The organism is Paenibacillus puerhi (genome assembly GCF_009846885.1).
In the GTDB taxonomy this organism is placed as follows: domain Bacteria; phylum Bacillota; class Bacilli; order Paenibacillales; family NBRC-103111; genus Paenibacillus_G; species Paenibacillus_G puerhi.
Genome location: NZ_WUWM01000001.1, coordinates 159260 through 182331 on the forward strand (window position 1 = coordinate 159260; position 23072 = coordinate 182331).

At 49.7% G+C, this 23072-nt stretch carries 16 protein-coding genes and 1 pseudogene; 16 read left to right on the forward strand and 1 reads right to left on the reverse strand.

Annotated features, from left to right (window positions below; all coding sequences use genetic code 11):
• Window positions 1–72: 72 nt before the first annotated feature.
• The 11 genes and pseudogenes from GSF01_RS00700 (at window position 73) to GSF01_RS29210 (ending at window position 13422) form a co-directional block, all read left to right on the forward strand.
• Entirely contained in the window at window positions 73–891 is an 819-nt protein-coding gene (locus GSF01_RS00700; protein WP_159881093.1) for a sensor histidine kinase, read from the forward strand.
• On the forward strand, window positions 888–1559 hold the full coding sequence (locus GSF01_RS00705; RefSeq protein ID WP_159881094.1) for a response regulator: 672 nt from the start codon (window positions 888–890) through the stop codon (window positions 1557–1559). The genes GSF01_RS00700 and GSF01_RS00705 overlap by 4 nt, the downstream gene beginning before the upstream one ends.
• Before the next feature lie 91 nt (window positions 1560–1650).
• On the forward strand, window positions 1651–2298 hold the full coding sequence (locus GSF01_RS00710) for a YcnI family copper-binding membrane protein (RefSeq protein WP_407945734.1): 648 nt from the start codon (window positions 1651–1653) through the stop codon (window positions 2296–2298).
• 144 nt (window positions 2299–2442) lie between these two features.
• Complete coding sequence (gene mscL / locus GSF01_RS00715; protein WP_201305296.1) at window positions 2443–2904, forward strand: large-conductance mechanosensitive channel protein MscL; 462 nt, start codon at window positions 2443–2445, stop codon at window positions 2902–2904.
• A gap of 160 nt (window positions 2905–3064) precedes the next feature.
• Window positions 3065–3286 (forward strand): helix-turn-helix domain-containing protein, encoded by a 222-nt coding sequence (locus GSF01_RS00720; RefSeq protein ID WP_159881097.1) that lies wholly within the window; start codon window positions 3065–3067, stop codon window positions 3284–3286.
• Window positions 3287–3985: 699 nt separating this feature from the next.
• Window positions 3986–5815, forward strand: a complete 1830-nt coding sequence (locus GSF01_RS00725) for a glycosyltransferase (RefSeq protein WP_159881098.1) — start codon at window positions 3986–3988, stop codon at window positions 5813–5815.
• A 242-nt stretch (window positions 5816–6057) separates the two neighbouring features.
• Window positions 6058–6177, forward strand: a pseudogene (locus GSF01_RS30270) (S-layer homology domain-containing protein); the annotation flags it as partial.
• An 18-nt stretch (window positions 6178–6195) separates the two neighbouring features.
• Window positions 6196–8481 carry an exosporium glycoprotein BclB-related protein gene (locus GSF01_RS29480; RefSeq protein WP_328803615.1) on the forward strand — a complete coding sequence of 762 codons (2286 nt, stop codon included), beginning with the start codon at window positions 6196–6198 and terminating at the stop codon, window positions 8479–8481.
• Between the two features lie 130 nt (window positions 8482–8611).
• Window positions 8612–10192 (forward strand): RCC1 domain-containing protein, encoded by a 1581-nt coding sequence (locus GSF01_RS00735; RefSeq protein ID WP_159881100.1) that lies wholly within the window; start codon window positions 8612–8614, stop codon window positions 10190–10192.
• Window positions 10193–10393: 201 nt separating this feature from the next.
• On the forward strand, window positions 10394–12070 hold the full coding sequence (locus tag GSF01_RS00740; protein ID WP_159881101.1) for an RCC1 domain-containing protein: 1677 nt from the start codon (window positions 10394–10396) through the stop codon (window positions 12068–12070).
• Window positions 12067–13422 carry a tetratricopeptide repeat protein gene (locus tag GSF01_RS29210; RefSeq protein ID WP_201305289.1) on the forward strand — a complete coding sequence of 452 codons (1356 nt, stop codon included), beginning with the start codon at window positions 12067–12069 and terminating at the stop codon, window positions 13420–13422. The genes GSF01_RS00740 and GSF01_RS29210 overlap by 4 nt, the downstream gene beginning before the upstream one ends.
• Window positions 13423–13475: 53 nt before the next feature.
• On the opposite strand, the gene GSF01_RS00750 is transcribed toward GSF01_RS29210, so the two are convergent.
• The gene (locus GSF01_RS00750) at window positions 13476–14192 is read right to left on the reverse strand and encodes a glycosyltransferase (RefSeq protein WP_159881102.1); all 717 of its coding nucleotides are present in this window, start codon (window positions 14190–14192) and stop codon (window positions 13476–13478) included.
• Window positions 14193–14359: 167 nt separating this feature from the next.
• On the opposite strand from GSF01_RS00750, the gene secD reads away from it, so the two are divergent.
• From secD to GSF01_RS00775, 5 genes are all read left to right on the forward strand, one after another.
• Entirely contained in the window at window positions 14360–16606 is a 2247-nt protein-coding gene (gene secD, locus GSF01_RS00755; protein ID WP_235941198.1) for a protein translocase subunit SecD, read from the forward strand.
• 433 nt (window positions 16607–17039) lie between these two features.
• Window positions 17040–18980, forward strand: coding sequence for an AraC family transcriptional regulator (locus tag GSF01_RS00760; protein WP_159881103.1), 1941 nt, complete (start codon window positions 17040–17042; stop codon window positions 18978–18980).
• Window positions 18981–19161: 181 nt separating this feature from the next.
• Entirely contained in the window at window positions 19162–20667 is a 1506-nt protein-coding gene (locus GSF01_RS00765; protein ID WP_159881104.1) for a spore germination protein, read from the forward strand.
• A gap of 19 nt (window positions 20668–20686) precedes the next feature.
• Entirely contained in the window at window positions 20687–21907 is a 1221-nt protein-coding gene (locus tag GSF01_RS00770; protein WP_159881105.1) for a Ger(x)C family spore germination protein, read from the forward strand.
• On the forward strand, window positions 21904–23049 hold the full coding sequence (locus GSF01_RS00775; protein ID WP_159881106.1) for a GerAB/ArcD/ProY family transporter: 1146 nt from the start codon (window positions 21904–21906) through the stop codon (window positions 23047–23049). Before GSF01_RS00770 ends, GSF01_RS00775 begins: the two co-directional genes overlap by 4 nt.
• Window positions 23050–23072 lie beyond the last annotated feature (23 nt).

The following is a 23072-nucleotide window of genomic DNA, read 5'->3' on the forward strand; positions in this document are numbered from 1 at the left end:
CATGCTATAATTATCTGGTATGAACAAGGGTAAATTGAGCCGAAAGACGGAAAGTGTGTGATGATCATCCGAATGTCAATGAGAACCTTAAAGTGGTGCACGATTTTGCTTCCGCCTTTCCTGATCGGGGGGTTCGAATATGTACGCCATGATTTTATGCTTCACCTGCTGTCTATGGAAGCGGGCAATCTGTATATCACGCTGCTGACTTTGCTGTTGTCCTACATATTCGGTACGTGGATGTTCCGAAAGATCGAGAAGATGAATGAGACGATAGCCGGCGAGAGGGCCAAGCGGGCCGTCTATGAGGAACGGGAGCGCCTGGCCGAGGAGCTGCACGACAATATTGCGCAGGTGCTGTTCTTTCTGAATGTACAGCTGACCAAGGGACAGATACACGAAGCGCGGGAGGCCATATCCGAGATCGACCACCATTTGCGTCAGGCTATATTCAATCTGCGTACGGTGCCGGAGGAAGGGGCGGCCTTCGAGAGCAGGCTGCTGGCATGGCTGGAGGAGTGGAGCGGATTGACGGGGATCAGCGTAGAGCCTGTCATTGAGCTTGAAGGGAAAGCGATCCTTCCCTCGGCAGAGGTTTCGCTGTTCTCTATCGTTCGGGAAGCCTTCACGAATATTCGCAAGCATTCGCAGGCGGACCAAGCTTTCTTGGAGCTGGGGCGCGCGGCTGACGGGCAGAGCTGGCGTCTGCGCATCGCGGACAACGGAGTCGGATGCGACCCGGAAGCCGATGCTTCGGGCGGCCGATACGGGCTGTCCATCCTGCGCAAGCGGGCGCTTGAGCTTGGAGCGGAGCTGCAGCTGCAACCGGCGCCTGGCGGAGGTACGGAGCTGGTTCTAACAGGGCCGATTCAGGAAGGGAGGGGCTTATGAAGGTTCGCGTGCTGGTGGCCGATGACCACCCTTTAGCCCGCCGGGCGGTCCGAACGCTGCTGGGGGGAGAGAAGGATTTCGAATGGATCGGCGAGGCAGCCAGCGGGGAGGAAGTGCTGGAGCTTTGCCCGGTCCTGCTGCCCGATCTGATTCTGATGGACATCCGGATGCCGGGCTGCGGCGGACTGGAGGCGACGAGACGGATCAAACAGCTGTATCCGCATATCCGGATTGTGATGCTGACGGTATCCGACGATGTGACAGATCTGTTTACGGCGGTTCGCGAGGGGGCTCAAGGCTATCTCTTAAAAAATATGAACCCCGAGGACTGGAGTCATTACTTGCGCGGACTGCTCGATGAGAACAGCGAAATATCGCGCGGCCTGGCCGATCGGCTGTTCCAGTCGTTCCGGCGCTCGGAAAGCGGGAGAGCGGACGACGTGGCGCCAAGCGCTTTATCGCAGCGTGAACTCGAGATCCTTGGCTGCATAGCGACCGGCCAAAGCAACAGGCAGATCGCTTCGGCTCTCCTCATTACAGAGAACACCGTCAAAAATCACGTAAAAAATATATTGGCCAAGCTATCTCTGGAAAACCGGGTACAGCTTACCGCTTATGCCGTCCGCCACGGCTTGACACAAAACGTCCAAAAATCACCCGAAAAATAGCCCGGTCGAGTCATGTTGTCCTGGAGCGGTTTACGTTACATTAGGAAGGGAAATACTTACCGCTGTATACCAGGAAGGGGCTAGTTTAATGATGAAAAGATCCAAACCCGTTTACGGTGCCTTTGCGCTTGTTTTGCTGCTGTCTATGCTGATCTCGGGAGTCGCCAGCGCCCATGTGACGGTCCTGCCGAAGGAATCGACGCAAGGAAGCTACGAGAAGTTCGCGGTACGCGTCCCCACGGAGAAGACGATTCCTACGGTTAAGGTCGAGGTCAAATTTCCGCTGGACTCCGTGTCGATTTCCCGCTTTGAGCCTAAGCCGGGCTGGACGTATGAGCTGACCAAGGAAGGCGACAAGATTACCGGCGTTATCTGGACGGCTACGGGCGAAGGACTCGGCGCTACGGAATTCGGCGAGTTCTATATGCAGGGCAAGGTAGCCGATACGGCGACAGCTATTACTTGGAAGGCTTATCAAACCTACAAGGATGGCAGTGTGGTGGAATGGGTCGGAGCGGAAGGCTCCGATAAGCCGGCCTCTGTGACCAAGGTCAATGCGAAGCCGGCTGGCGCAGGGACCGACGGTCACGGTCATACGACGGCCCCGGCCGCAGGAGCAGCGTCCGAAACGACTGAGGCTTCGGCGGCGCAGTCATCCAGCCTGCCGCTTTACCTGTCCATCGCTGCCGTCATCTTGAGCGCAGCATCGCTTCTCGTCACGCTGAGCAGGAAGAAATAACAGGAAGAAATAAACGCCGGGAAGCCGGCGCCTCCAGACAAGCCTTGGGCAAAAGGACTCTTTTGCTCAGGGCTTGTTTGTTGTACAATATTCGACAAGAAATGAGTGAATCTAATGGGGGGTAACTGGGTGTTGAATTCAAAGCTGTGGAAGGAATTCAAAGAATTTTCGATGAAAGGAAATATGGTCGATCTGGCGATCGGGGTAATTATTGGCGGCGCCTTCGGCAAAGTGGTGACGTCCATCGTCAACGATATTATCATGCCTCCTGTTGGGCTGCTGCTGGGCAAGGTTCCGTTCAAGGATTTGTTCCTGAGTCTGAACGGCAAGTCTTATCCCAACTTGGAAGCGGCCAAGGCGGACAGTGCCGTTACGCTCAATTACGGACAGTTCCTCAGCACGCTGATCGACTTCCTGATCGTGGCCTTCGTCATCTTCATGGTGGTCAAGCAGTTGAACCGTCTCCGCAAGAAGGAGGACCCCAAGCCCGCACCTAAGCCCGAGATCAAGGAATGTCCCGAATGCCTGTCGGAAATTCCGATCAAAGCGACCCGCTGCAAATATTGTACGGCTGCCGTGGGCGAACTGAGAGGAGAACAGGCCTGATACCAAGCTTGTCCGGGTAGCGGAACTGGCCCATGCCGGGCTTCCGCCTATTTTGTTCTAGGGGCGCACCAGTCCATCCTGTATTTCATACACTGGATTTGACTGTATCCCTAGACCTTGTATTGATACAAAAACCCGGGCAAGGAGGGGTGACACTTTGATGGGCAACGATCACAAAAGCAAATTTTTGCTTACCAACCGCGAGCGCGAAGTTTTTGAACTGTTGGTACAGGACAAAACGACGAAAGACATTGCGCAGCAGCTGTTTATCAGTGAAAAGACGGTCAGAAATCATATCTCGAACGTTATGCAAAAGCTGAATGTAAAAGGCCGTTCGCAAGCGGTAGTCGAGCTGATCAAGCTTGGGGAGCTGCAAATCTAAAGCATACTCGGGTGTTACCATACCCACCCAGCCTTCTTATTACGTTTTCCGTCTGGAAGCGTGAGAAGAGGGTTCTTTGGTTTTATATGCGTTCCTTGAGAGTTGCTGTTTAGCAAGATACGATTCTATTCATTCGTTTTCGACATGCAATTTAGGAGTACGTTTGGATTTGGGAGCTAGATATACCCGGTTTTTGTTGTATTTCTGCTAAGGGTGTCGAACTACGCGGTTTATAGATGAACTTAAAGAAATCTTTAATGTAGTTCACCCTTGTCAATATGTTATAAATAGGATATGCAAACAATCAACTATTCGTTGAAAGGTTAACGATTTTTGCTTGAAAGCTATGGACGATGATTTTTGTTATCGGGCGCTTCAAGCTGGTTGCAGCTTGTATGTGACTGATATTGTGTTGTTCGTTATATGGCACACCCTCTTTATTTTCAGAAATACCCCACTGGTAATTTTTATAGATGGAACACAATAAAGCGGTTACAGGGGGGGATGGGGATTTGACCTTACAGCAGTACTACTAAATTGGAAACAGCCTGTTAAGGTTAGCTTATAAAGCATGGAAATTAAGAGGGAGTTCCTCAGCTAGAACCAGCGATTCAAGGTCTCGCTTCAACATCACGAGTTTTTTGGATCATTAGCTAAATTGCATCAATCGTACATTTACTTTTCAATATGGAGGCTGGAATGAAGACCAGTATTATATTGTTGGCTCAGCATAGCAGCATGGTTAAACAATGTCTTGCAAGCATTCGGCGATCTACATCTGGCACCTACGAATTAATTGTGATCAATGATGGCGGCTCGAAAGAAATTGATAATTTGCTGAGTATGGACAAGAAGGGCATTGTTACGATTACCTCTCAAGAACGAATCGGTGTTGCTGCGGGTTATAACCTTGGAGCGGCCCAGGCCAAAGGCGATTTGCTTGTGTTTCTTCGCGATCATATGACCTTGTCCGAGGGCTGGTTGAAGTCATTGACTGGTTGTTTAAAACAGCGCCCTGATGCGGCAATGGTCGGACCAGTGAGTAATGGTGTCAGTGGAGCCCAGCATGTATCAATTCCCGAGCCTGTCAACAGCATCGAGCAGTTAAGTGTTATTGCTCGTGCCTTCATTGCGGAGCAAGCAGGTCAGACCCAAAGAGTGACACGGCTCCTTAGCCAAATGCTGGCTGTCCGTAAGAGTGCATACGACAAGCTGGGCGGCTTTGATGAACGGTTCGGCTTGGAATCATTCGAGGATGATGATTATTGTTATCGTGCTATGCAGGCTGGTTATGGTATGTATATAGCCAAGGATTGCTTTGTCTGCTATCAACAGCCTCCAGATTTGTTTCCGGATGATCCTAACTGGTACGGTAAGCTTCTTCAAGAGAATAAAGCGAAGGCAGCTCAAAAATGGGGCTTAGATATTTCACAGGCTTTGCTTAAATGGAAAAATAAGATAACGGTAAGCCTTTGTATGATTGTCAAAAATGAAGAGCAAACCCTTGATCGGTGTTTGTCCAGTGTCAGTGACCTGGTTGATGAAATTATTATCGTGGATACGGGCTCGGAAGACCAGACGAAGCAGATTGCACGAAAATACACAGACCGCGTATTTGAATTTGTTTGGGTTAACGATTTTTCCAAAGCACGAAATTATGCCTTCAGCCTAGCTACTCAGGAATATATATTATGGCTCGATGCAGATGATGTGATTTTGCCACCGGATGCTGAGAAATTTAAAGCCCTTCTTGCCGGACTTGAATGGACCGTCGATTCCGTTTCCATGAATTATATTCTTGCCCGCGACGAATATGGAAATGTGATGACCAGCCTGCGTAGAAATCGTTTGGTCAAGCGTGAGAAGTGTTTTCGATGGATCGGGTTTGTCCATGAATATTTACAGGTAGCGGGAAACCTACATTCTGCAGATATTAATATTACTCATGACAGGATGCACGGCAACTCCGATCGCAATTTGCATATTTATGAGGAGCATGAAGCAGTGGGCGAATGGTTCTCATCACGCGATCTATTCTACTACGGGAATGAACTTGCTGATCATGGACTATGGGAACGTGCGTTGGACAAATATGATCAGTTCTTGCAGCGTCCCGACGGCTGGGTGGAGGACCGGATAAGAGCCTGCGGCCGTGCAGCAGATTGTGCAGCAGAGCTGGGGTACATAAATGAAGCGAAAGCCAGGGCACTGCAATCGTTTGTATACGCATTACCGCGTGCGGAAATCTGCTGTCAGCTTGGATATCTTCATATGAAGGAAGAGAAATTTGAAGACGCCATATTTTGGTACAAGCTGGCGACTGAGCTCAAGAAACCGACGGATAGCTTTGCGATTTTGCAGCATTCCAGCTGGACTTGGGTGCCGCATTTACAGCTTTGTGTATGCTTCGACAGGCTGGGGCAGCGAGAGCTGGCTTTCCGACATAATGAAATTGCGGCGGGATTTGTTCCAAATAATCCGAGCGTTGTCGGGAATCGTGCCTATTTCAAAAGCTTGGGTTTACCATAGGAAGATTTCATATCGGAGAGGCTATTAACAATATTGGAGGATGAGAAATGAGTAATCACAAAGATGTTGAAAAATCAATCCTTAAAGCAATGAAGCAATATAAGAAGGAGAATAGAGACAAAAGCTTCAAAAACAAAGTATTTCAGGTTTCGACGGTAGCTCTAGCGGGCAATGTGGTCGCTGGAGCCATTGCGGATGTTCAGCTTATAGCAACTGGAATTGCCCATGCAGCAACCGCGGATATGTCCTTTCATGATGTGGATACAAGTTCATGGTCTTACAAATATATAACGAAGGTTGCAGCTTTGGGATTTACAGTTGGCGATGATGTTGGGAAATTCAATCCTGATAGCCCAGTGAGCCATCAAGAGGCTGTGATAATGGCAATCCGTTTTTTGGGTATTGAGAACCCTTCAGTCCAAGCAGGAAACTTGACACTAACCACAGATGTATGGGCACGCGATTGGGTGCTGCTGGCTATCGATAAAGGTTTGGTTGTACCTAGCGAAGAGAACGGAACGGCTGATGGATCGTGGGGGGCGGCAACTGCAACGCGCGAGTGGGTCACCAAGCTCTTTGTTCGTACACTAGGGAAACAATTGGATGCAGCTACCCTTTCCACTAACAAATCGGTATTCGCAGATGATGCTAATATTTCGCCAGCTGCGCTTGGATATGTAAATGCTGGTGTAAAGCTGAACATTATTAATGGCTTTCCTGATAATACCTTCAAACCGAAGGACACACTTACTCGTGCCCAGGTAGCAACGATCCTAGCAAAGATGGAAATGCTTCTAGGGGACAAAACAGATCGTATCATAAAGGGGAATGTGGTCAGCGTATCCAGCGGCAGCATTAGCCTTGTAAATAAAAGCGGTGTAATCCAGCAGCTTACTCTGGATCCTAAAGCTGTCGTATTTGGCCCAAGTAGACTTGGTTCAACCATTAAGGCAGGGCAGGACGTTACGGTTGTTTACAGTGGAACTACCGCTTATTTCGTTGAGGTGACGGAAGTGCCTGCGTCTCCCGGTTCAGTAGCTGTGCCAGAACCAACTGCAGGTCTTAAAGGCGATAAGGGCGATAAGGGTGAAAAGGGGGACCAAGGCCCTGCTGGGGCTTCGGGACCGTCAGGTTCTAATGGAAGCGATGGGGCTGTAGGGCCCACTGGAGCAACTGGAGCAACGGGAGCAGGCCTAGATGGAATTGTAACGTATGATGAAACAGCGGCTCCGGGGTATGCAGTAGGTCAAACCGTGTTTTATAATGGCAGCACCTATATTGTGAAAGCAGCAAATCCGACTGGCACACCGAGCATTGATTCGGCAAGTTACACTTTGGTAGCGTCGGCTGGGGCACAAGGAGATGCTGGAGCAACCGGAGCCACAGGAGCAACCGGCGCCACAGGCGTTGCAGGTGTGACCGGAGCCACAGGAGCAGCGGGTGTAACGGGAGCGACAGGCTCACAAGGTCCGACAGGCTATGACGGAGCAACCGGCGCCACAGGAGCAACCGGCGCCACAGGCGTTGCAGGTGTGACCGGAGCCACCGGAGCAGCGGGTGTAACGGGAGCGACAGGCTTACAAGGTCCGACAGGCTATGACGGAGCAACCGGGGCCACAGGAGCAACCGGGGCCACAGGAGCCACCGGAGCCACCGGAGCAGCGGGTGTAACGGGAGCGACAGGCTTACAAGGTCCGACAGGCTATGACGGAGCCACCGGAGCCACCGGGGCCACCGGGGCCACAGGAGCCACCGGAGCCACCGGAGCAACGGGTGTAACGGGAGCGACAGGCTTACAGGGTCCGACAGGCTATGACGGAGCAACCGGAGCCACAGGAGCAACCGGCGCCACAGGCGTTGCAGGTGTGACCGGAGCCACCGGAGCAGCGGGTGTAACGGGAGCGACAGGCTTACAAGGCCCGACAGGCTATGACGGAGCAACCGGAGCCACAGGAGCAACCGGAGCCACCGGAGCCGCGGGTGTAACGGGAGCCACAGGCTTACAAGGTCCGACAGGCTATGACGGAGCAACCGGAGCCACAGGAGCAACCGGGGCCACAGGCGTTGCAGGTGTGACCGGAGCCACCGGAGCAGCGGGTGTAACGGGAGCCACAGGAGCAACCGGCGCCACCGGAGCCGCAGGAGCGGGAGCGATTATTCCTTACGCTTCCGGAAAGCCAGTATCATTAACAACAACGTTCGGTGGAGTGAGTAACCAAAGCAGCCTTCTCGGGTTTGGGGGTTCTGTTAATGGAGTATCTATTCCTGGAGGAATTATTGATCTTACAGGTGGAGCAGGAACCGATTTAAACTATTCCTTCTCGGCGCCTCGTGCCGGTACTATTACATCCGTTTCTGGTTATTTTAGTACTACTGCTGCACTATCTCTTGTGGGAACGACGGTAACCATTACTGGGCAATTGTATGTATCAACGGCACCAGATAATATATTTACTGCCGTACCAGGCGCTACGGTTACCTTGAATCCCCCTTTAACAGGTGTTCTGGGCATTGGTACTATTTCCAGAGGAACAACTACTGGGTTATCGATCCCTGTAGCACCAGGAAGTCGTTACTTGATGGTGTATACAGCTAAAGTAACTGCAGGAATTGACTCTGCAGCAACTATTTCTGGATATGCCAGCGGTGGTCTTACTATTCAATAGCCGAAACCATGAAATACTGCCGGATGTAGAAACTCATGCGGGATTTGCCATTATTGTTCTATATCCGGTCTTATATAGAATACTGGATGGCCTAAGAAAGATGTCAAATTTATGGGGGATTGTATTATCGATGAAACAACGCGCAACGCTTATTGCACTTTTTGTTGCCTTTAATTTATTCACTCCTGTTTTGTTTGTGACTCAAGCAGTAGAAAACACAAGCTTGAACGGGGGAACATCAGCAGATAACACGGGTGCAGTTAGCTATCATGTATACAATGCTGCTGCAGGAAATAGTGGAGTAGTAAATAATGTTTACGTCCCAGTACCGGTTATGGATACAGTACCTCCAAGCGCACCTGTCTTATCCTTAGCCAGCAGTACAGCGGACAGTGCAAGCCTTGCATGGTCCGAGGCAACGGGTAACGTAGCTGTAACGGAATATCAACTGTATAAAGGTGCAGATTTGGTAACCAGTGTAACGTATGGGGTATTGAACCATACTGTCACAGGCTTGCTTCCGGGAACTCCGTATAGTTTCACGGTGAAAGCTAAGGACGCCGCCGGGAATGTATCAGTAGCAAGCAACGAGATAACCGTAAACAGCCTTGCAGCTTCACTATCCTTAGATGCCACAATCTCCATGGGGAATTTCAGTTCTTACCATACATTAGCAACTAAGAAAGATGGGACGGTATGGGCCTGGGGGAATAACGAGAAGGGCACCTTGGGCGACGAAGCTATCCAAAATCGTTCGTTACCTAAGCAAGTAGCCGGGTTGACCTCGGTAAGCTCCGTATCCGCTGGGCAGAATCATTCCCTTGCTCTTCTACAGGATGGAACCGTGTGGGCTTGGGGCGGCAATGAGGCTGGGCAATTAGGCGATGGAACGACCGAGAAGAAGCCTGTCCCAACAAAAATTTCATCATTAAGCAATATCGTTGCGATAGAAGCAGGTGAGCAGCATTCCCTGGCTTTAAAAAATGATGGAACCGTCTGGGCCTGGGGGAATAATGCTTTCGGTCAATTGGGTGACGGGACGACCAAGAAACAGTTGTCCCCCCTGCAAGTAGCCAATTTGAGCTCTGTTACATCGATCTCGGCTGGGGCATTCCACAATGTGGCAATAAAAAGCGATGGATCTGTATGGGCCTGGGGGTTTAATGCCTTTGGTCAATTGGGTGACGGAACGAAAGTAAACAAGCTAATGCCTCAGAACATAACGGGGTTAAGTGGAATTGCAGCGGTATCCCGTGGTCAATACCATGTACTGGCTTTAAAAAATGATGGTACCGTATGGGCATGGGGATATAACGGTGAAGGCGAATTGGGCGATGGAACAACAACAGATCGCTTATTTCCGGTGCTGCTAACAGGCTTAGAGTCAATCGCCCAAATAGCAAGTGGCTCTGTTCACAGCATGGCTTTAAAAAGTGATGGAACCTTGTGGGCATGGGGCAATAATAAATTTGGACAACTCGGGGATGGGACTCGGGTATCCAAGCTGCTGCCAACTAAAGTAGGCGGGGACAGACAGTTCGAATCGATCTCGGCTGGTTATCTGAACAGCAGTGCTATAAGCCGTGAAGGCAAATATTTCACATGGGGTTACAATGGTCATGGACAATTGGGCAATGGTACGATCGACGACACGACCACTCCTGCTGAAATCAGTTTAGTGCTTCATCCTGAACCGGACACAGCTAAGTAATCTCGCTTTGAGTATTGACCTGTAAGCTAAGCTGCGTCTGCATAATCAGGTAACACAGCAATCAGCTTACTCCAAATAAACTCTTAATCCCTTCAGTGATCTAAGGGATTGGGAGTTTATTTAATCACTAGGAATAATTCTTTTTATTAATGTCCCGTGCGGGAACAATTAATAGCGAATAGTAAGGGAGAGAAGCCAACTATGCGTCAACCATTCAGAAATGCGAAATTCCTGTGTGTCATGATGGCAATGTTTTTTATAGTGGAAGCTACGGTCATTTTTCCTGATAACGCCCACGCCAATAATAGCGGCGAATTAGCGATTCAATCATTGGCTACCGGTTACAGAGAATCGAAAGTCGTTAATCAGGATGGCACCGTGTGGGCATGGGGGGCCAATGAGGATGGCCGATTAGGTGATGGAACAACGGATAACAAGCTGTATCCTATACAGTTGAAAGGTGTTACAGATACAGTGGAGGTAACGAGCGGCCAGTCCTTCACAGTAGCTCTGCATAAAGATGGTACGGTATGGGCATGGGGCTGGAACCTCTACGGACAATTGGGAGATGGAACCACGGAAGATAAGTCAAGTCCCGTTCAAGTAAGTGGTCTAACGGATGTAACGGCTATTTCCAGCGGTGCCGCACACACCTTGGCACTTAAAAGTGATGGTACCGTGTGGGCATGGGGCTGGAACCTATATGGTCAGTTAGGTGTGAATATAACCGACAGTAAGCTGGTACCTGTGCAAGTGCAGGGTCTAACGGATATAACGGCTATTTCGAGCGGTCTTAATGACGGTGCAGCCGTTAAAAGAGATGGTACGGTATGGGTATGGGGAAATAACCGCTCTGCTGAATCGAGCATTGGTACATTAGGAAGCGAAGAATGGAAATCAGATCCGGTGCAATTGAGTGGACTGACGAATGTTGTGGCAGTAGCTGAGGGGAAATATACAACAGCTGTCAAAAGGGATGGAACGGTATGGGCGTGGCGTTGGAATCAAAACGGGAAAAATGAGAACAAAACAGCTCCGTTTCAAGTAAAAGGCTTGAAGGATATTATTGCGGTTTCAGGTGGCAGAGGCCATAATCTGGCATTAAAAAAAGATGGCACCGTATGGGCATGGGGAGGCAACTTTGCAGGCCAGTTGGGTGATGGGACTACTGATGAAAGAATAGATCCCATTCGCGTTAACGATCTTACGGATATTATAGCCGTCACTGCCAGCTCCGCGGACCATAATCTTGCTTTAAGAAAAGACGGCACTTTATGGGCATGGGGGGCAAACGAGGCTGGTCAGTTGGGGGATGGGAGCACTGAGAGCCAGCGTTATCCTGTTCAAGTCATCTTTGCCGGGGGGGATGGAAATCCTGCTCAAATCGGAGGAGCTATATTTAACGATGTTACTGGGCACTGGGCAGAAAGCATGATTTCATGGGCGTATGAGAATAAGGTCATCGATGGATACCAGGATGGCAGCTTTAAACCGGATAACAACGTATCGGAAGCGGAGTTTCTGGCGATTTTCCTGAAAATGTTTGGTGTTCAAGCTGCTGTATCCAATAACCATTGGGCTGACGCCTTTTATACGTTTGGTGAAGCTCGTCATTTTCCCATTCATGGAATCGGGGATGCTGTAGAATTGAGAAGTGCTTTTATCAATCGTGAGACAGTGGCTGGTATCATCGCAGCAGCAGACGGCACTTCTTTGCTAAAGGACGAGGCTATTCAGTATCTGTTGGATAAAGGCTATTCCAGCGGAAAAACGTCAGCTACCGTGGTTGGATACAAAGGAAGGGATTTGCTTACCCGAGCGGAAGCGATTCAGTTCGTAAAAAATGTCAAGGATAAAGGAATGACATTGAAAAGATGAAAGTTTTAATTGGCAGTCCTATCAGGCAGACTCCTGCTATTTTAGAGCAATTTCTGTTATCGCTTACGGAATTAACACAAAGCTCAACCGTTGTTGATTATATATTTGTTGACGATAATGTAGACATGCTGTCATCCCAGATGCTTAGCGATTTTTGCGAGACGACAGGAAGGAGCGTTATGATACGACCTGCTATACAAACCGATGAGGAATACAAACGCAGTGAGTTTACACACTACTGGAAAGAAAGCCAAATTTGGAAAGTCGCTGCTATGAAGGACGACATGATAGAACGAGCACGTAATGCCGAATATGACGGTTTGTTTCTAGTCGATTCCGATCTCGTTTTGCATCCGCAAACCTTGAAGCAGCTGATTCAAGCCGATAAACCGATTGTTTCCTGTATTTTTTGGACGAAATGGCAGCCGGATACGCTTGAAATGCCACAAGTTTGGCTGCAGGACGAATATACGCAATACCGCAAGGATCGCAGAGAAGAGGTGGAGGGCCAGGAGCAATTCCTGCGGCTGAAGCGTTTTTTTGCCCAACTGCGAGTGCCAGGCTTGTATGAGGTAGGGGGGCTTGGTGCTTGTACATGGATAAGTAAACAGGCATTGCAGGCAGGTGTAAGCTTTGCGGAAATTAAAAGTATTTCCTTTTGGGGAGAGGATCGACATTTCTGTATTCGTGCGGCTGCATTGGGTCTAGGGATGTTCGTGGAAACAACATATCCGGCTTATCATATTTATCGTGAATCCGATTTAGCGGGTGTAGCAGCCTTTAAGCAGCTTTGCCTGAAACCGGACCACGCAACACTTTTTGCTGGTTCAGTAAAGGAACTAACCGCTGAGCAATTGTTTCACAATGCAACAAGCATGCGTAATTATCTTTATGAGGAAGCAGCCCTTGAGTATTATTTGAGCTTTTTAGAAACTGGCCAAGGCGAACAAGAACAGCGAGTGGAGGCTATTGTGTATGCAGCAGACTTCTACTATATATTGGGAAAGCCGATGGAGTCGAGAAACATTTTGGAAACTTATGTAAACCGTATTCCTTCTGCCGAAATATACTGTAAGCTGGCGTTCATGATTATGAATGTGGAGCAATGGGAGGAAGCCATTCCTTTATATAAGCAAGCGCTCAAATTGACAAGACCGGCCGACCTGAGTGCATCTCCCGATCCTAGCGCTTGGACATGGCAGCCGCATTTGCAGCTTTGCGTTTGCTATGATCGTCTCGGCCAACATAAACGCGCAATGGAGCATAATGAGATTGGTCTGTCGTATGATCCCCATCACCCTAGCATGCTGCTGAATAAGCAATATTTGACCGGGGTCCTTAATCAGTCGTAAGCATCAGGATTTATGCATGAGCAGAAGTCACAGTGAGCCATAACCATATATTCTCAATCTACCCATTCAATCAAATGCGGATTGCTATCAATGATAGATCGATATTGCTCCTTCAGTCCGTAGACTGCATCCGGATCGAGCAGCATATATCGATTGAATTTTTGCAAACGGTCTGCAGCATTTGCCCAGCCAAAATGCTTCAGCCGCAAACTGGAAAGTTCATTGGGCTGCTGGTAAATGTTTTCCGGAAATCTCCCGCAATGCTGTGGCGTTTCTTTCCACACGTAGGGGAAATCAGGATTGTAGCGTAGCAGGAACGGTCGGTAATATAGATGCGCTTGCCAGTTGCTATCTTCCCTATAGGCTGAGTTCGTCCAAAAATCATACAACCGGAAGCTGATAACATAGGAGTTCGATTGTTCGAGAAGCTGGCGTATCTCGGTGGTGAATCGATCCTCGAACCATTCGTCGGCATCAAGATTAAGAATCCATTGCGGATTAACGCTTATGGTTTCCTCCCATTGCTGCTTGCGCAACGTTATTTCATTGCTGAACTTCGATGCTTCATTTTTGATTAACTTAACGGGGATCCCAGCCAGAGCCTGTAAGCAAATATCTATGGTATCGTCCGTGCTCCCGTCATCAATAATAACCGCATCGTCGATATACAGGCGATGCCGTTCCAGGGCCTGTTTTAAATAACGTCCGCTTTCGTTTTTTACTATCATTGACAACGTTATCCTGGTTGTCTGCCCAACTTGTGTCGTCATAAATTGTCTCCTATGGGTTAGTCAAATTGAGCACTGCAGTGCATGATGTTAATATAGCATTTCGACTGGTGATATATCTTTATCATCGCAGTATATGTCATATTTTCGTGAAGAAGAGTCCATATTCCTGCAAGCACGCGGGAGGATTTGTCGGGAGGAGACTTTGTTTGCTTAACTATACAAGAATAACTGCCTTTCTATTAACTATTACCATTACCTTAAGTCTTATAGGAGTGACCATTCCGAACGTACTCTCCAACGTGAAGCTTGGTCTCGATTTGAAGGGCGGCTTTGAGGTGTTATACGAAGCATCGACCTTTGAGGATAATGGAGCCGTTACGCTGGATGCTTTAAGGCAAACGGCAAAAAGTTTAGAAAAACGCATTAATGCTCTAGGTATTACAGAGCCGGAAATTTGGACGGAGGGATCCAATCGAATCCGGGTTCGGCTGGCAGGTATAGAGGATGAGCAGAAGGTAAGAGAAATTCTCAAGAAGCCAGCTCAGCTGACTGTCCGGGGCCCGGACGGTGCGATCGAATTAAACGGAAGCGATTTTCTGGAGGGTGCGTCGCACATCGTGTACGGGGAATTGCAAAAACCGCTAATACGGGTTGAGGTCAAGGATAAACAGAAGCTGTTAGAGATTTCAACCAGGCTGCTGCATCAAAAGATAACGTTTCAACTGGATGAAACGGTTCTGGTGGAGCCTGTCATACTAGTCGTTCTTACCGAAGGAATTTCTACCTTAACCGGTAATTACACTTACGACCAAGCCAAGGAAATTGTAGATACGATCAATCTTGGCGCGATTCCACTAAAGCTTACAGAAAAATACGCACAATCTGTTGGAGCTTCATTAGGTCAGCTTTCGCTTGAGCAAACTGTAAAGGCGGGAGCTTATGCCTCTATTATTATTTTGTTATTTATGCTCGTTCTTTACCGTATCCCAGGATTTATTGCCAGCTTTACGCTAATTACGTATTCATGGCTGCTACTGGGGATCATGAATTGGCTGGGAGCGACGCTGACCTTACCGGGAATTGCCGCTTTTGTGCTCGGCATTGGAATGGCCGTAGATGCCAATGTTATTACTTATGAACGACTTAAGGATGAAATGCGCACGGGCCTCAGCTTACAGTCGGCACTGCGCAAAGGCTATAAAAATTCTTTTCGGACGATTATGGATTCACATGTTACAACAATTATTGCCGCTATTGTCTTATTTTATGTCGGAACAGGCGCGATTAAAGGTTTTGCGCTTACACTTGTGCTTAGTATTGGACTGAGTGTCCTGACCAATGTCTACTTCTCTCAATGGCTGCTTAGAATGCTGGCCAAAACAGAGGCTTTCAACAATCCGTTGTTTTTTGGAGTTTCGCGAAAGCAAGTGGTTGCCATTGGCAAGAATGAACCGATGCCACTTGTGCACAGGTCTTTTGATTTTGTCAGCCATAGAAAACTGTATTTCTTTATTTCTATTCTAGTTACTGTCATTGGAATTGGCAGCTTGCTGGTACATGGTTTAAACTACGGAGTAGATTTTAAGGCAGGTACAACCATAGATATTGCCCTGGGCAAACCAATTGAAAAAAATAAAGCGGAAGAAATTGTTCGAAAAGCCGGATTTGATCCATCTGTCGTTACTGTAGGCGGAGGCCAGCAGGATCGGGTCACCGTGCGGTTTGATCGGGTGCTCAATGCGGATATTGGCGAATCCGACCGCATCCTGTCAGCTTTTGCTTTGGAATATGGAAACGGCATCGGTAAGGAGGAAAACACGGTTGACCCGGGGATCGCCAAGGAATTGGCCTTTCAGGCCATCGTCGCTGTAGCTGTTGCCAGCATTGGCATTATGCTGTATGTCGCCATACGCTTCGAATGGGGCTTCGCTGTTGCAGCAATCATCGCCCTGGTGCACGATGCTTTTTTCGTTATCAGCGTATTTTCCATCCTAAAGCTGGAGGTCAATCTACCTTTTATTGCCGCGATCCTGACGATTGTGGGCTACTCCATTAACGATACCGTCGTCATCTTTGACCGAATACGTGAAAATCTCCGATTTGCCCGAGCCAAAACCTGGGGGGATTTAACAAGCCTTGTTAATCTGAGTATCAATCAAACGCTGGTACGTTCCGTTAATACAGCTGTAACCGTATTGATCGCTTCGATCGCTTTGTTGGTTTGGGGCAGTGATTCCATTAATCTGTTCTCCTTGGCAATGACGTTAGGTCTGGTTGTCGGAATGTATTCCTCCATTTACATCGCCAGCCAGATATGGCTGACCCTGAAATTCAAATCGATACAGCGTATGGAGAGGCGCGCCCTTTATTTGAAAAACAATCCGCCGCCGCCCCCATCTCCACTGCCACCTGAAGAGGTATTTGAAAGCTACGAGCATACGTATGAAAAATAAATAAGAATTATAGGACATCCCATTTGTGTGTTGCCTGTCATTGTATGAAACCGTCTTTTGATTCAGGGCATACCCGCACGAAAGTCGGGGACTCCATGCCAAGGACCGACAGGAGGTATAATCCTGAAGCGCGGCTAGGATGACGTAGGTCATTAAGGTTGAATAAAGCTGATTGAATAAGGAACTCTTTAATTTTGGGTGTGTTTCAAACCACATCACGATCGTCATGACACGAGTCCTGAACGGAACGACTGACCACATTCAGCCTTCTTGACACGCCTTCCTTGAGGGACGTCACGAGAAGGCTCTTTGGCATGCTGTACGCCTCGGCGAATGGTTCTTGTTGAAGAGTGTGGCCCCTTGCATTAAACTAGTAAATGATAATTATTCTCAAATATGAACCTTGGATTTCGTGTACAACAGGGAGGAACACATGGATATTGACTTCAATATAGCCGGCCATATCCGCTTATGGACGCACGCTGTACATAAGGTGCTGGATATACGCCGTCGGACGGTCAAACGGGGAGAAGACTTCGCTACCTACCGACTGCCCGCAAGCGGGTTTTTATTCACCGTGAACGGCGGGGCGCAGCTGCGACTGGACGGTGTGGCCTATACCGCGAAGAACTTCCACGTCCTGCATGCCGGAAAGGGGGCCTGCCTGGATATTGTCGTAACGGAAGAGCAGCTCCACTTTTATCTGATTTTGTACAAAGCCTTTCTGCCGCCTTGGCGAATTCCTATGGTGAAGAGCTTGATGGATGATGGCAATCCGTTTCAAAGCCGGTACGGAATCTCCCCCCGGCATCCGCTTGCGCTGCTTCGTCTGACCGAGCTCATGGAGTACAGCTGGCATCAGCAAGGCGGGCTTGAGCGCCTGCATGTCAAAGCGTTGTTCCATCAGTTTATCTTTGAACTGATGCGTCAGCTCCAAGAGCAGGTGCAGGCGGATACGGCGGCGCAGGCGATCCGTTATATCCACGAGCACTACGCCGACTCGCTGACCCTGGAGGAATTGGCCAGTATGCTGGACTGCAGCCCCCGGCATTTATCCCGGATGTTTAAGGAAAGGACAAGCTGCAGCCCGATCGATTACTTGATCCGATACCGCATCGATAAGGCCAAGGAATTGCTGCTGCATACCGAGGCTTCTTTGTCTCAAATCGCCTCCGAGGTCGGCTTCCAGGATCGCTACTACTTCAGCCGAATGTTCAAGAAGCATGCCGGTGTAACTCCAAGCGGGTATAAACAGCATGCGGAGCGGTCCGCACGTCCATATTGTCCATTACCTTTGGCAAGAAGCTCTATTGCCCTGTCTTACCCGCAACCCTATAATGTTAATGAGGTTGATAATCATTATCATAAAGATCGAGAAGGGGTATTTACTATGAACCGCAGTACAAGACGATTGACCGTATTAAGCTTGCTGCTAAGCTTAACGCTGCTGATCAGCGCATGTGGAACGAATCCGGGCGCAGCCGGGGAAAGCCAGACGCCGGCAGCCAGTCATACACCCGAGCCTGCCGCTGCCGAGCGCGTGCTCAAGGACAGTCTGGGGAATGAAGTTAAGGTTCCGTCGAAGCCGCAGCGCATCATCGGCTCTTACCTGGAAGACCATCTGGTCGCACTCGGTGTCAAGCCTGTTGCTCAGTGGTCGGTCAAGCAAACCAACGTACAGGCTTACCTGCAGGAAGCTTTGAAGGACGTTCCGCTAATTCCTTCGGACCTGCCGCTTGAGGTCGTGACCAGCTTCCAGCCCGATCTGATCCTGATCGATTCCGCCGAAATGGTGGCGGGCGATAAGTACGCCCAATACGCCAAGATTGCGCCTACTTACACGGTAGGCATGGATAAAAACAACGATTGGAGGCAGGAGCTGCTCGAAATCGGTAAAGTGCTGGATAAAAACGCGGAAGCCCGGCAGGCGCTGGATACTTATGAAGCCAAAGTCAAGGAAGCCAAAGAGCAGCTGAACAAGTCGATCGGCACGAAGTCGGCGGTGGCGATTTGGCACAGCAAGAAAAACTTTTACGTCGTCCATGAAAAAATGTCCAGCGGAGATGTCCTATATAGAGACCTTGGATTTACGGTGCCAGCTGCCGTGAAGGAAATTTCGGCGTCCAGTAAAAACAACTGGAACGCCCTTTCCCTGGAGAAGCTGGCTGACATGGATGTCGATTATATCTTCCTGGTCAACAGCAACGGAAAGGACGCCTCGGAGGAGCTTCAGAGGCCATTGTGGAAAAACATTCCCGCTGTTCAAAAAGGACAGATCTATGAATTCGGATTGGAGAAGAGCTGGCTATATACCGGCACGATCGCCAATACCCGGATGATAGAGGATGTATTAAAGAGTGTGATCAAGCCATAAGTTTAAAGGGCGTTTGCGTAAAGGAGGACTATCCGGTCCTCCTTTTTGCTGTAAAGGCACGCTTGCCCCGCGATGACTTCAGGCGGCAGGAACAAGGACGATGCGGATCGCTATGTTTTTCACCCGGTCATACATATTATTCCCAGTATAGGAGAATACCTACAGGTGGGGTGATCGCGATATGCCGCAAGCCGAAGCACTGCAGGGAGAACCGCTGGATACCGATCTGCTGCGCAATCAGGAAAAACTCAAACAGGAATTTTCACTCTGTTCGGATATCATATACCGTGAATGCTGCATGGAAGGGACTTTGAAAGCAATTATTGTTTACATCGACGGGATGAGCGATGTTCAAGGGCTGGATGAGGCCGTGCTGCGCCCGCTCATGAATCACTTCCGGCAGCAGGCCGATGCCGAAGAAGCCGGGGAGAAGGCTGGCCACGAGAACTTGTGGCTCCCGACCATGCAAGTGAACAAGGCGCACAGCCGGGACGAGGTAGTAAAGGCGATACTAAGGGGAGAGACCGCGATTCTTCTGGAGGGCGAATCGTATGCGCTTGTTGCCGACTTGGTCAGCCTGGAGAAGCGTTCTGTGGAAGAGCCTACATCCGAAAAAGTGGTCCGTGGTCCGCGCGACGGATTTTTGGAGTCCCTGCGTACCAATGTTTCGCTTATCCGCCGCAGGCTGCGTACCCCGCTGCTCAAGGTAGAATCGCTTCAAGCGGGGGAAATGACTCGGACGAACATAGCGCTTGTTTATATAGAGGGTGTCGCGAAGGAAACGCTGGTCGATGAGATTCGAACGAGGCTGGGCCGCATCGTCGTGGATGGAATACTCGACTCGGGCAATGTGGAGGAGCTGATCGAGGATAACGTCATCTCTCCTTTTCCGCAAATCCAGAATACCGAGCGTCCCGATGTCGCGGCCTCGTCTCTGATGGAAGGCAAAGTCGTAGTCATCGTGGATAATTCTCCGTTCGTCCTTGTGCTCCCTATGACTTACTGGTCCGCTCTTCAGGCGGCTGATGACTATACGGGGCATTATCTATACGCCACCTTTGTCCGCTGGGTCCGGTACACTTTCGTACACGTGTCTTTGCTGCTGCCTTCTCTGTATGTGGCGCTGACGACCTTTCATCCGCAGGTGATTCCTACCCCGCTTGTCATTAGCATTGCCTCCGCGCGCGAGGGCATTCCGTTCCCGGCGGTGATCGAGGCTTTTCTTATGGAATTTATATTCGAAGGGCTGCGGGAGGCCGGGATCCGGCTTCCCCAGCAGGTAGGTCCGGCTGTGAGCATTGCCGGGGCGCTGGTTATCGGTCAGTCCGTCGTGGCGGCGGGTATCGTATCTACGCCCTTGATTATCATTGTATCGTTAACGGGTATAGCTTCCTTCGCCTTTCCGCTTTACAACGCCGGCACCGCTTTCCGCATGCTCCGGTTTCCGCTTCTGATCGTTGCGGGAATGCTGGGGTTTTACGGCATCGTTCTGTTTCTAATCGCGCTCAGCGTTCACTTGGTTATGCTGAAGCCGTTTGGCGTTCCTTACATGGCTCCCTATGCGCCGATGGTTCCCGAGAATTTAAACGATGTGCTGATTAGGGCTCCAAAATGGAGCATGCGAAAAAGGATGCGGTGGCTGGCCGGGCGCAATCTGGAACGGTTCCCGAAACGAAAGAGGCCATAGCTGCGGAAAGGACGGAGTCATGCTCAATAAAGTTTTGGCTTTGGCAGGCGTATGTTTGGGTGCCTCCTTGCTGTTGACCGGCTGCTGGGATCGGCTCGAGCTGAATGACCGTGCAATTATTTTGGGATGGGGAATGGACCTGGCCGAGGATGGCGTCTACCTGGCGACGGCCAATATCGTGCTGCCGCTTTCCGGCAAGCAGGGTTCCGAGCATGGAGGAGGGGGGCAGAGCGGGAAGACCGGCTTCTTGACTGAAAGCGCCTATGGCAAGGATAACAGTGACGCTGCGCAAAATATGCAAAAAAAACTGTCCCGCATCATTTTCCCGGGTCACCGCCGGAATATCTTTATCGGAGAAAAGCTGGCCAAGGCGGGAGTCGCTTCCGTTCTGGACGAGTACAGCCGCAATCCGACCGTTCGACCGCGCACGAATATTTTTGTCGTTAAGGGAAGCACGGCCCAGCAAGCGATGAGTTTATCCTATCAATTGGAGTCCAATCCTTCGACGGCCGTTCAAAAAATACAGGAAAAAGTGGGCGCGCCCATCAGCCGTTCCCTGCTTGATTTTTATATGATGGCCAATACGGGCAGCTGCGGGGTGATGCCGGCCTTAGAAATTTCACATCCGGAAAAAAAGTATAAAGTCGAGAAGCCGACGGATAACCCCCCAAAAACGACTCTGGAGCTAACAGGCGCCGCCATCTTTACCCAGCAGATGAAGCTCGCCGGTTACCTGGGTCCCGATGAGTTCTGGGTGAGACTGTGGCTGTTAGGAAAGCTGCGCTATCGGGCCTTCACTTATGCGATGTCGGGATCCAGGGAGACGGTAACGGTGAACGTTAACAGCTTCAAGAGCCGTATCGTGCCCGTGCTGGACGGTCACACGGTATCCTTCAAAGTACTGCTGGAGGGAAAGGGTTTTATTGTGGAGAACGATTCGGCTCTTGACTTGACCAAGCGGAAGGATATGGAGGCCGTTCAAGACCGGATAAGCCGTTACCTGGAACGCCAGACGCGGAAAACGCTCAATAAGGTGCAGAAGAGCTATAAATGCGATATATTCGGATTTGGCGATAGCATTCACCGCCGGCATCCGTATCAGTGGAAGGAGCTTAAGCAGGAGTGGGCGAAGCTGTTTCCTTCCGCCGATATAAGCGTCGAGGTGAAGCTTACCTTGACCAGCATAGGTATCACAGGGAAATCTCTGTTGCCAAGCCCCGAGAAGGGGGAATTCCGATGAAAATAACGAACAGACAGGTTTTCTGGATCATGCTTTTGCTGGAAGTCGGGATCAATCTTCTCATCTCCATCAGGGCTGTGCTCGAACATGGCAGACAGGATGTGTGGATATGCTACCTCGTCGCAGGCTTGTGCGGATGGCTGATCACCTATATAGCGGTGAAGGTCAGTCTCCGGCATCCGGATCAGACACTGATTGAATTCGCCGTAACGGTGCTTGGCAAATGGCCCGGGAAGCTCCTTGTTATCCCGTACCTGTTTCAATGGTTTTGGGTGCTTAACCTTATTCTGCGGGATCAATTTTTGTTTATTCGTCTGAATGTACTGTACGAAACGCCGTCATGGCTGATTATAAGCTGTATGCTTGCAATCATTGTCTATGCGGTGTATAAGGGCGGGATTGAAGCGATCGGGCGCTGTGCTGAGCTATGGGCGCCCCTGCTGCTGCTGATATTGGCGCTGACCTTTACTTTAACCGTCAATAATCTGGAGTGGAGGCTGCTTCTGCCTGTATATGCAGACACCGGGATAGCAGGCATAGGGAAGGGAACCTTGGGTCCGGCCTATTTGCTCGGCGAGTCGGTGTTCCTTATGATGCTGTTTCCTTTTGTGGAAAACCCGGGTAAAGGGACGCAGCGTGCGGCATTGGCAGGTGTACTGGTTTCTTCTTTTATTTTGCTCATCGGAGGGTTATGGGTGCTGCTCACCTTCGGACCGGAGATTAGCGCCAAGCTGCAATTCCCTTTCTTTGAGATGGTGAAGCTGGTGTATCTGATGGAATTTATTCAGAACATGGATATTCTGGTGATGTCGATCTGGCTGGTCAGCATTTTCATCAAGCTTTCCGTCTATTTATTTATCATCAGCTACGGACTTGCTCAATGGGTCGGGAAGGCCCGGAACTGGAAGAGGTTCGTAGGGCCTGTAGCTGGAATGACCTTTCTTCTAACCATGTGGATGATTCTCAAGTATAATCCATCGGAAGAGTTGATGCGGATAGGGTGGATCCGGTATATGCTGACGCTTAATATGGTGCTGATCCCCTTGCTTCTGTGGGGGGTATCCGTGTTGAGGTATGGCCGGAAAAGTTCTATACTATTCGGCACCTGCTCATCCGCTAGAATTCAAAAAAGAGAGAAATAAAGGACGTAGTTGAATGTTTGTTG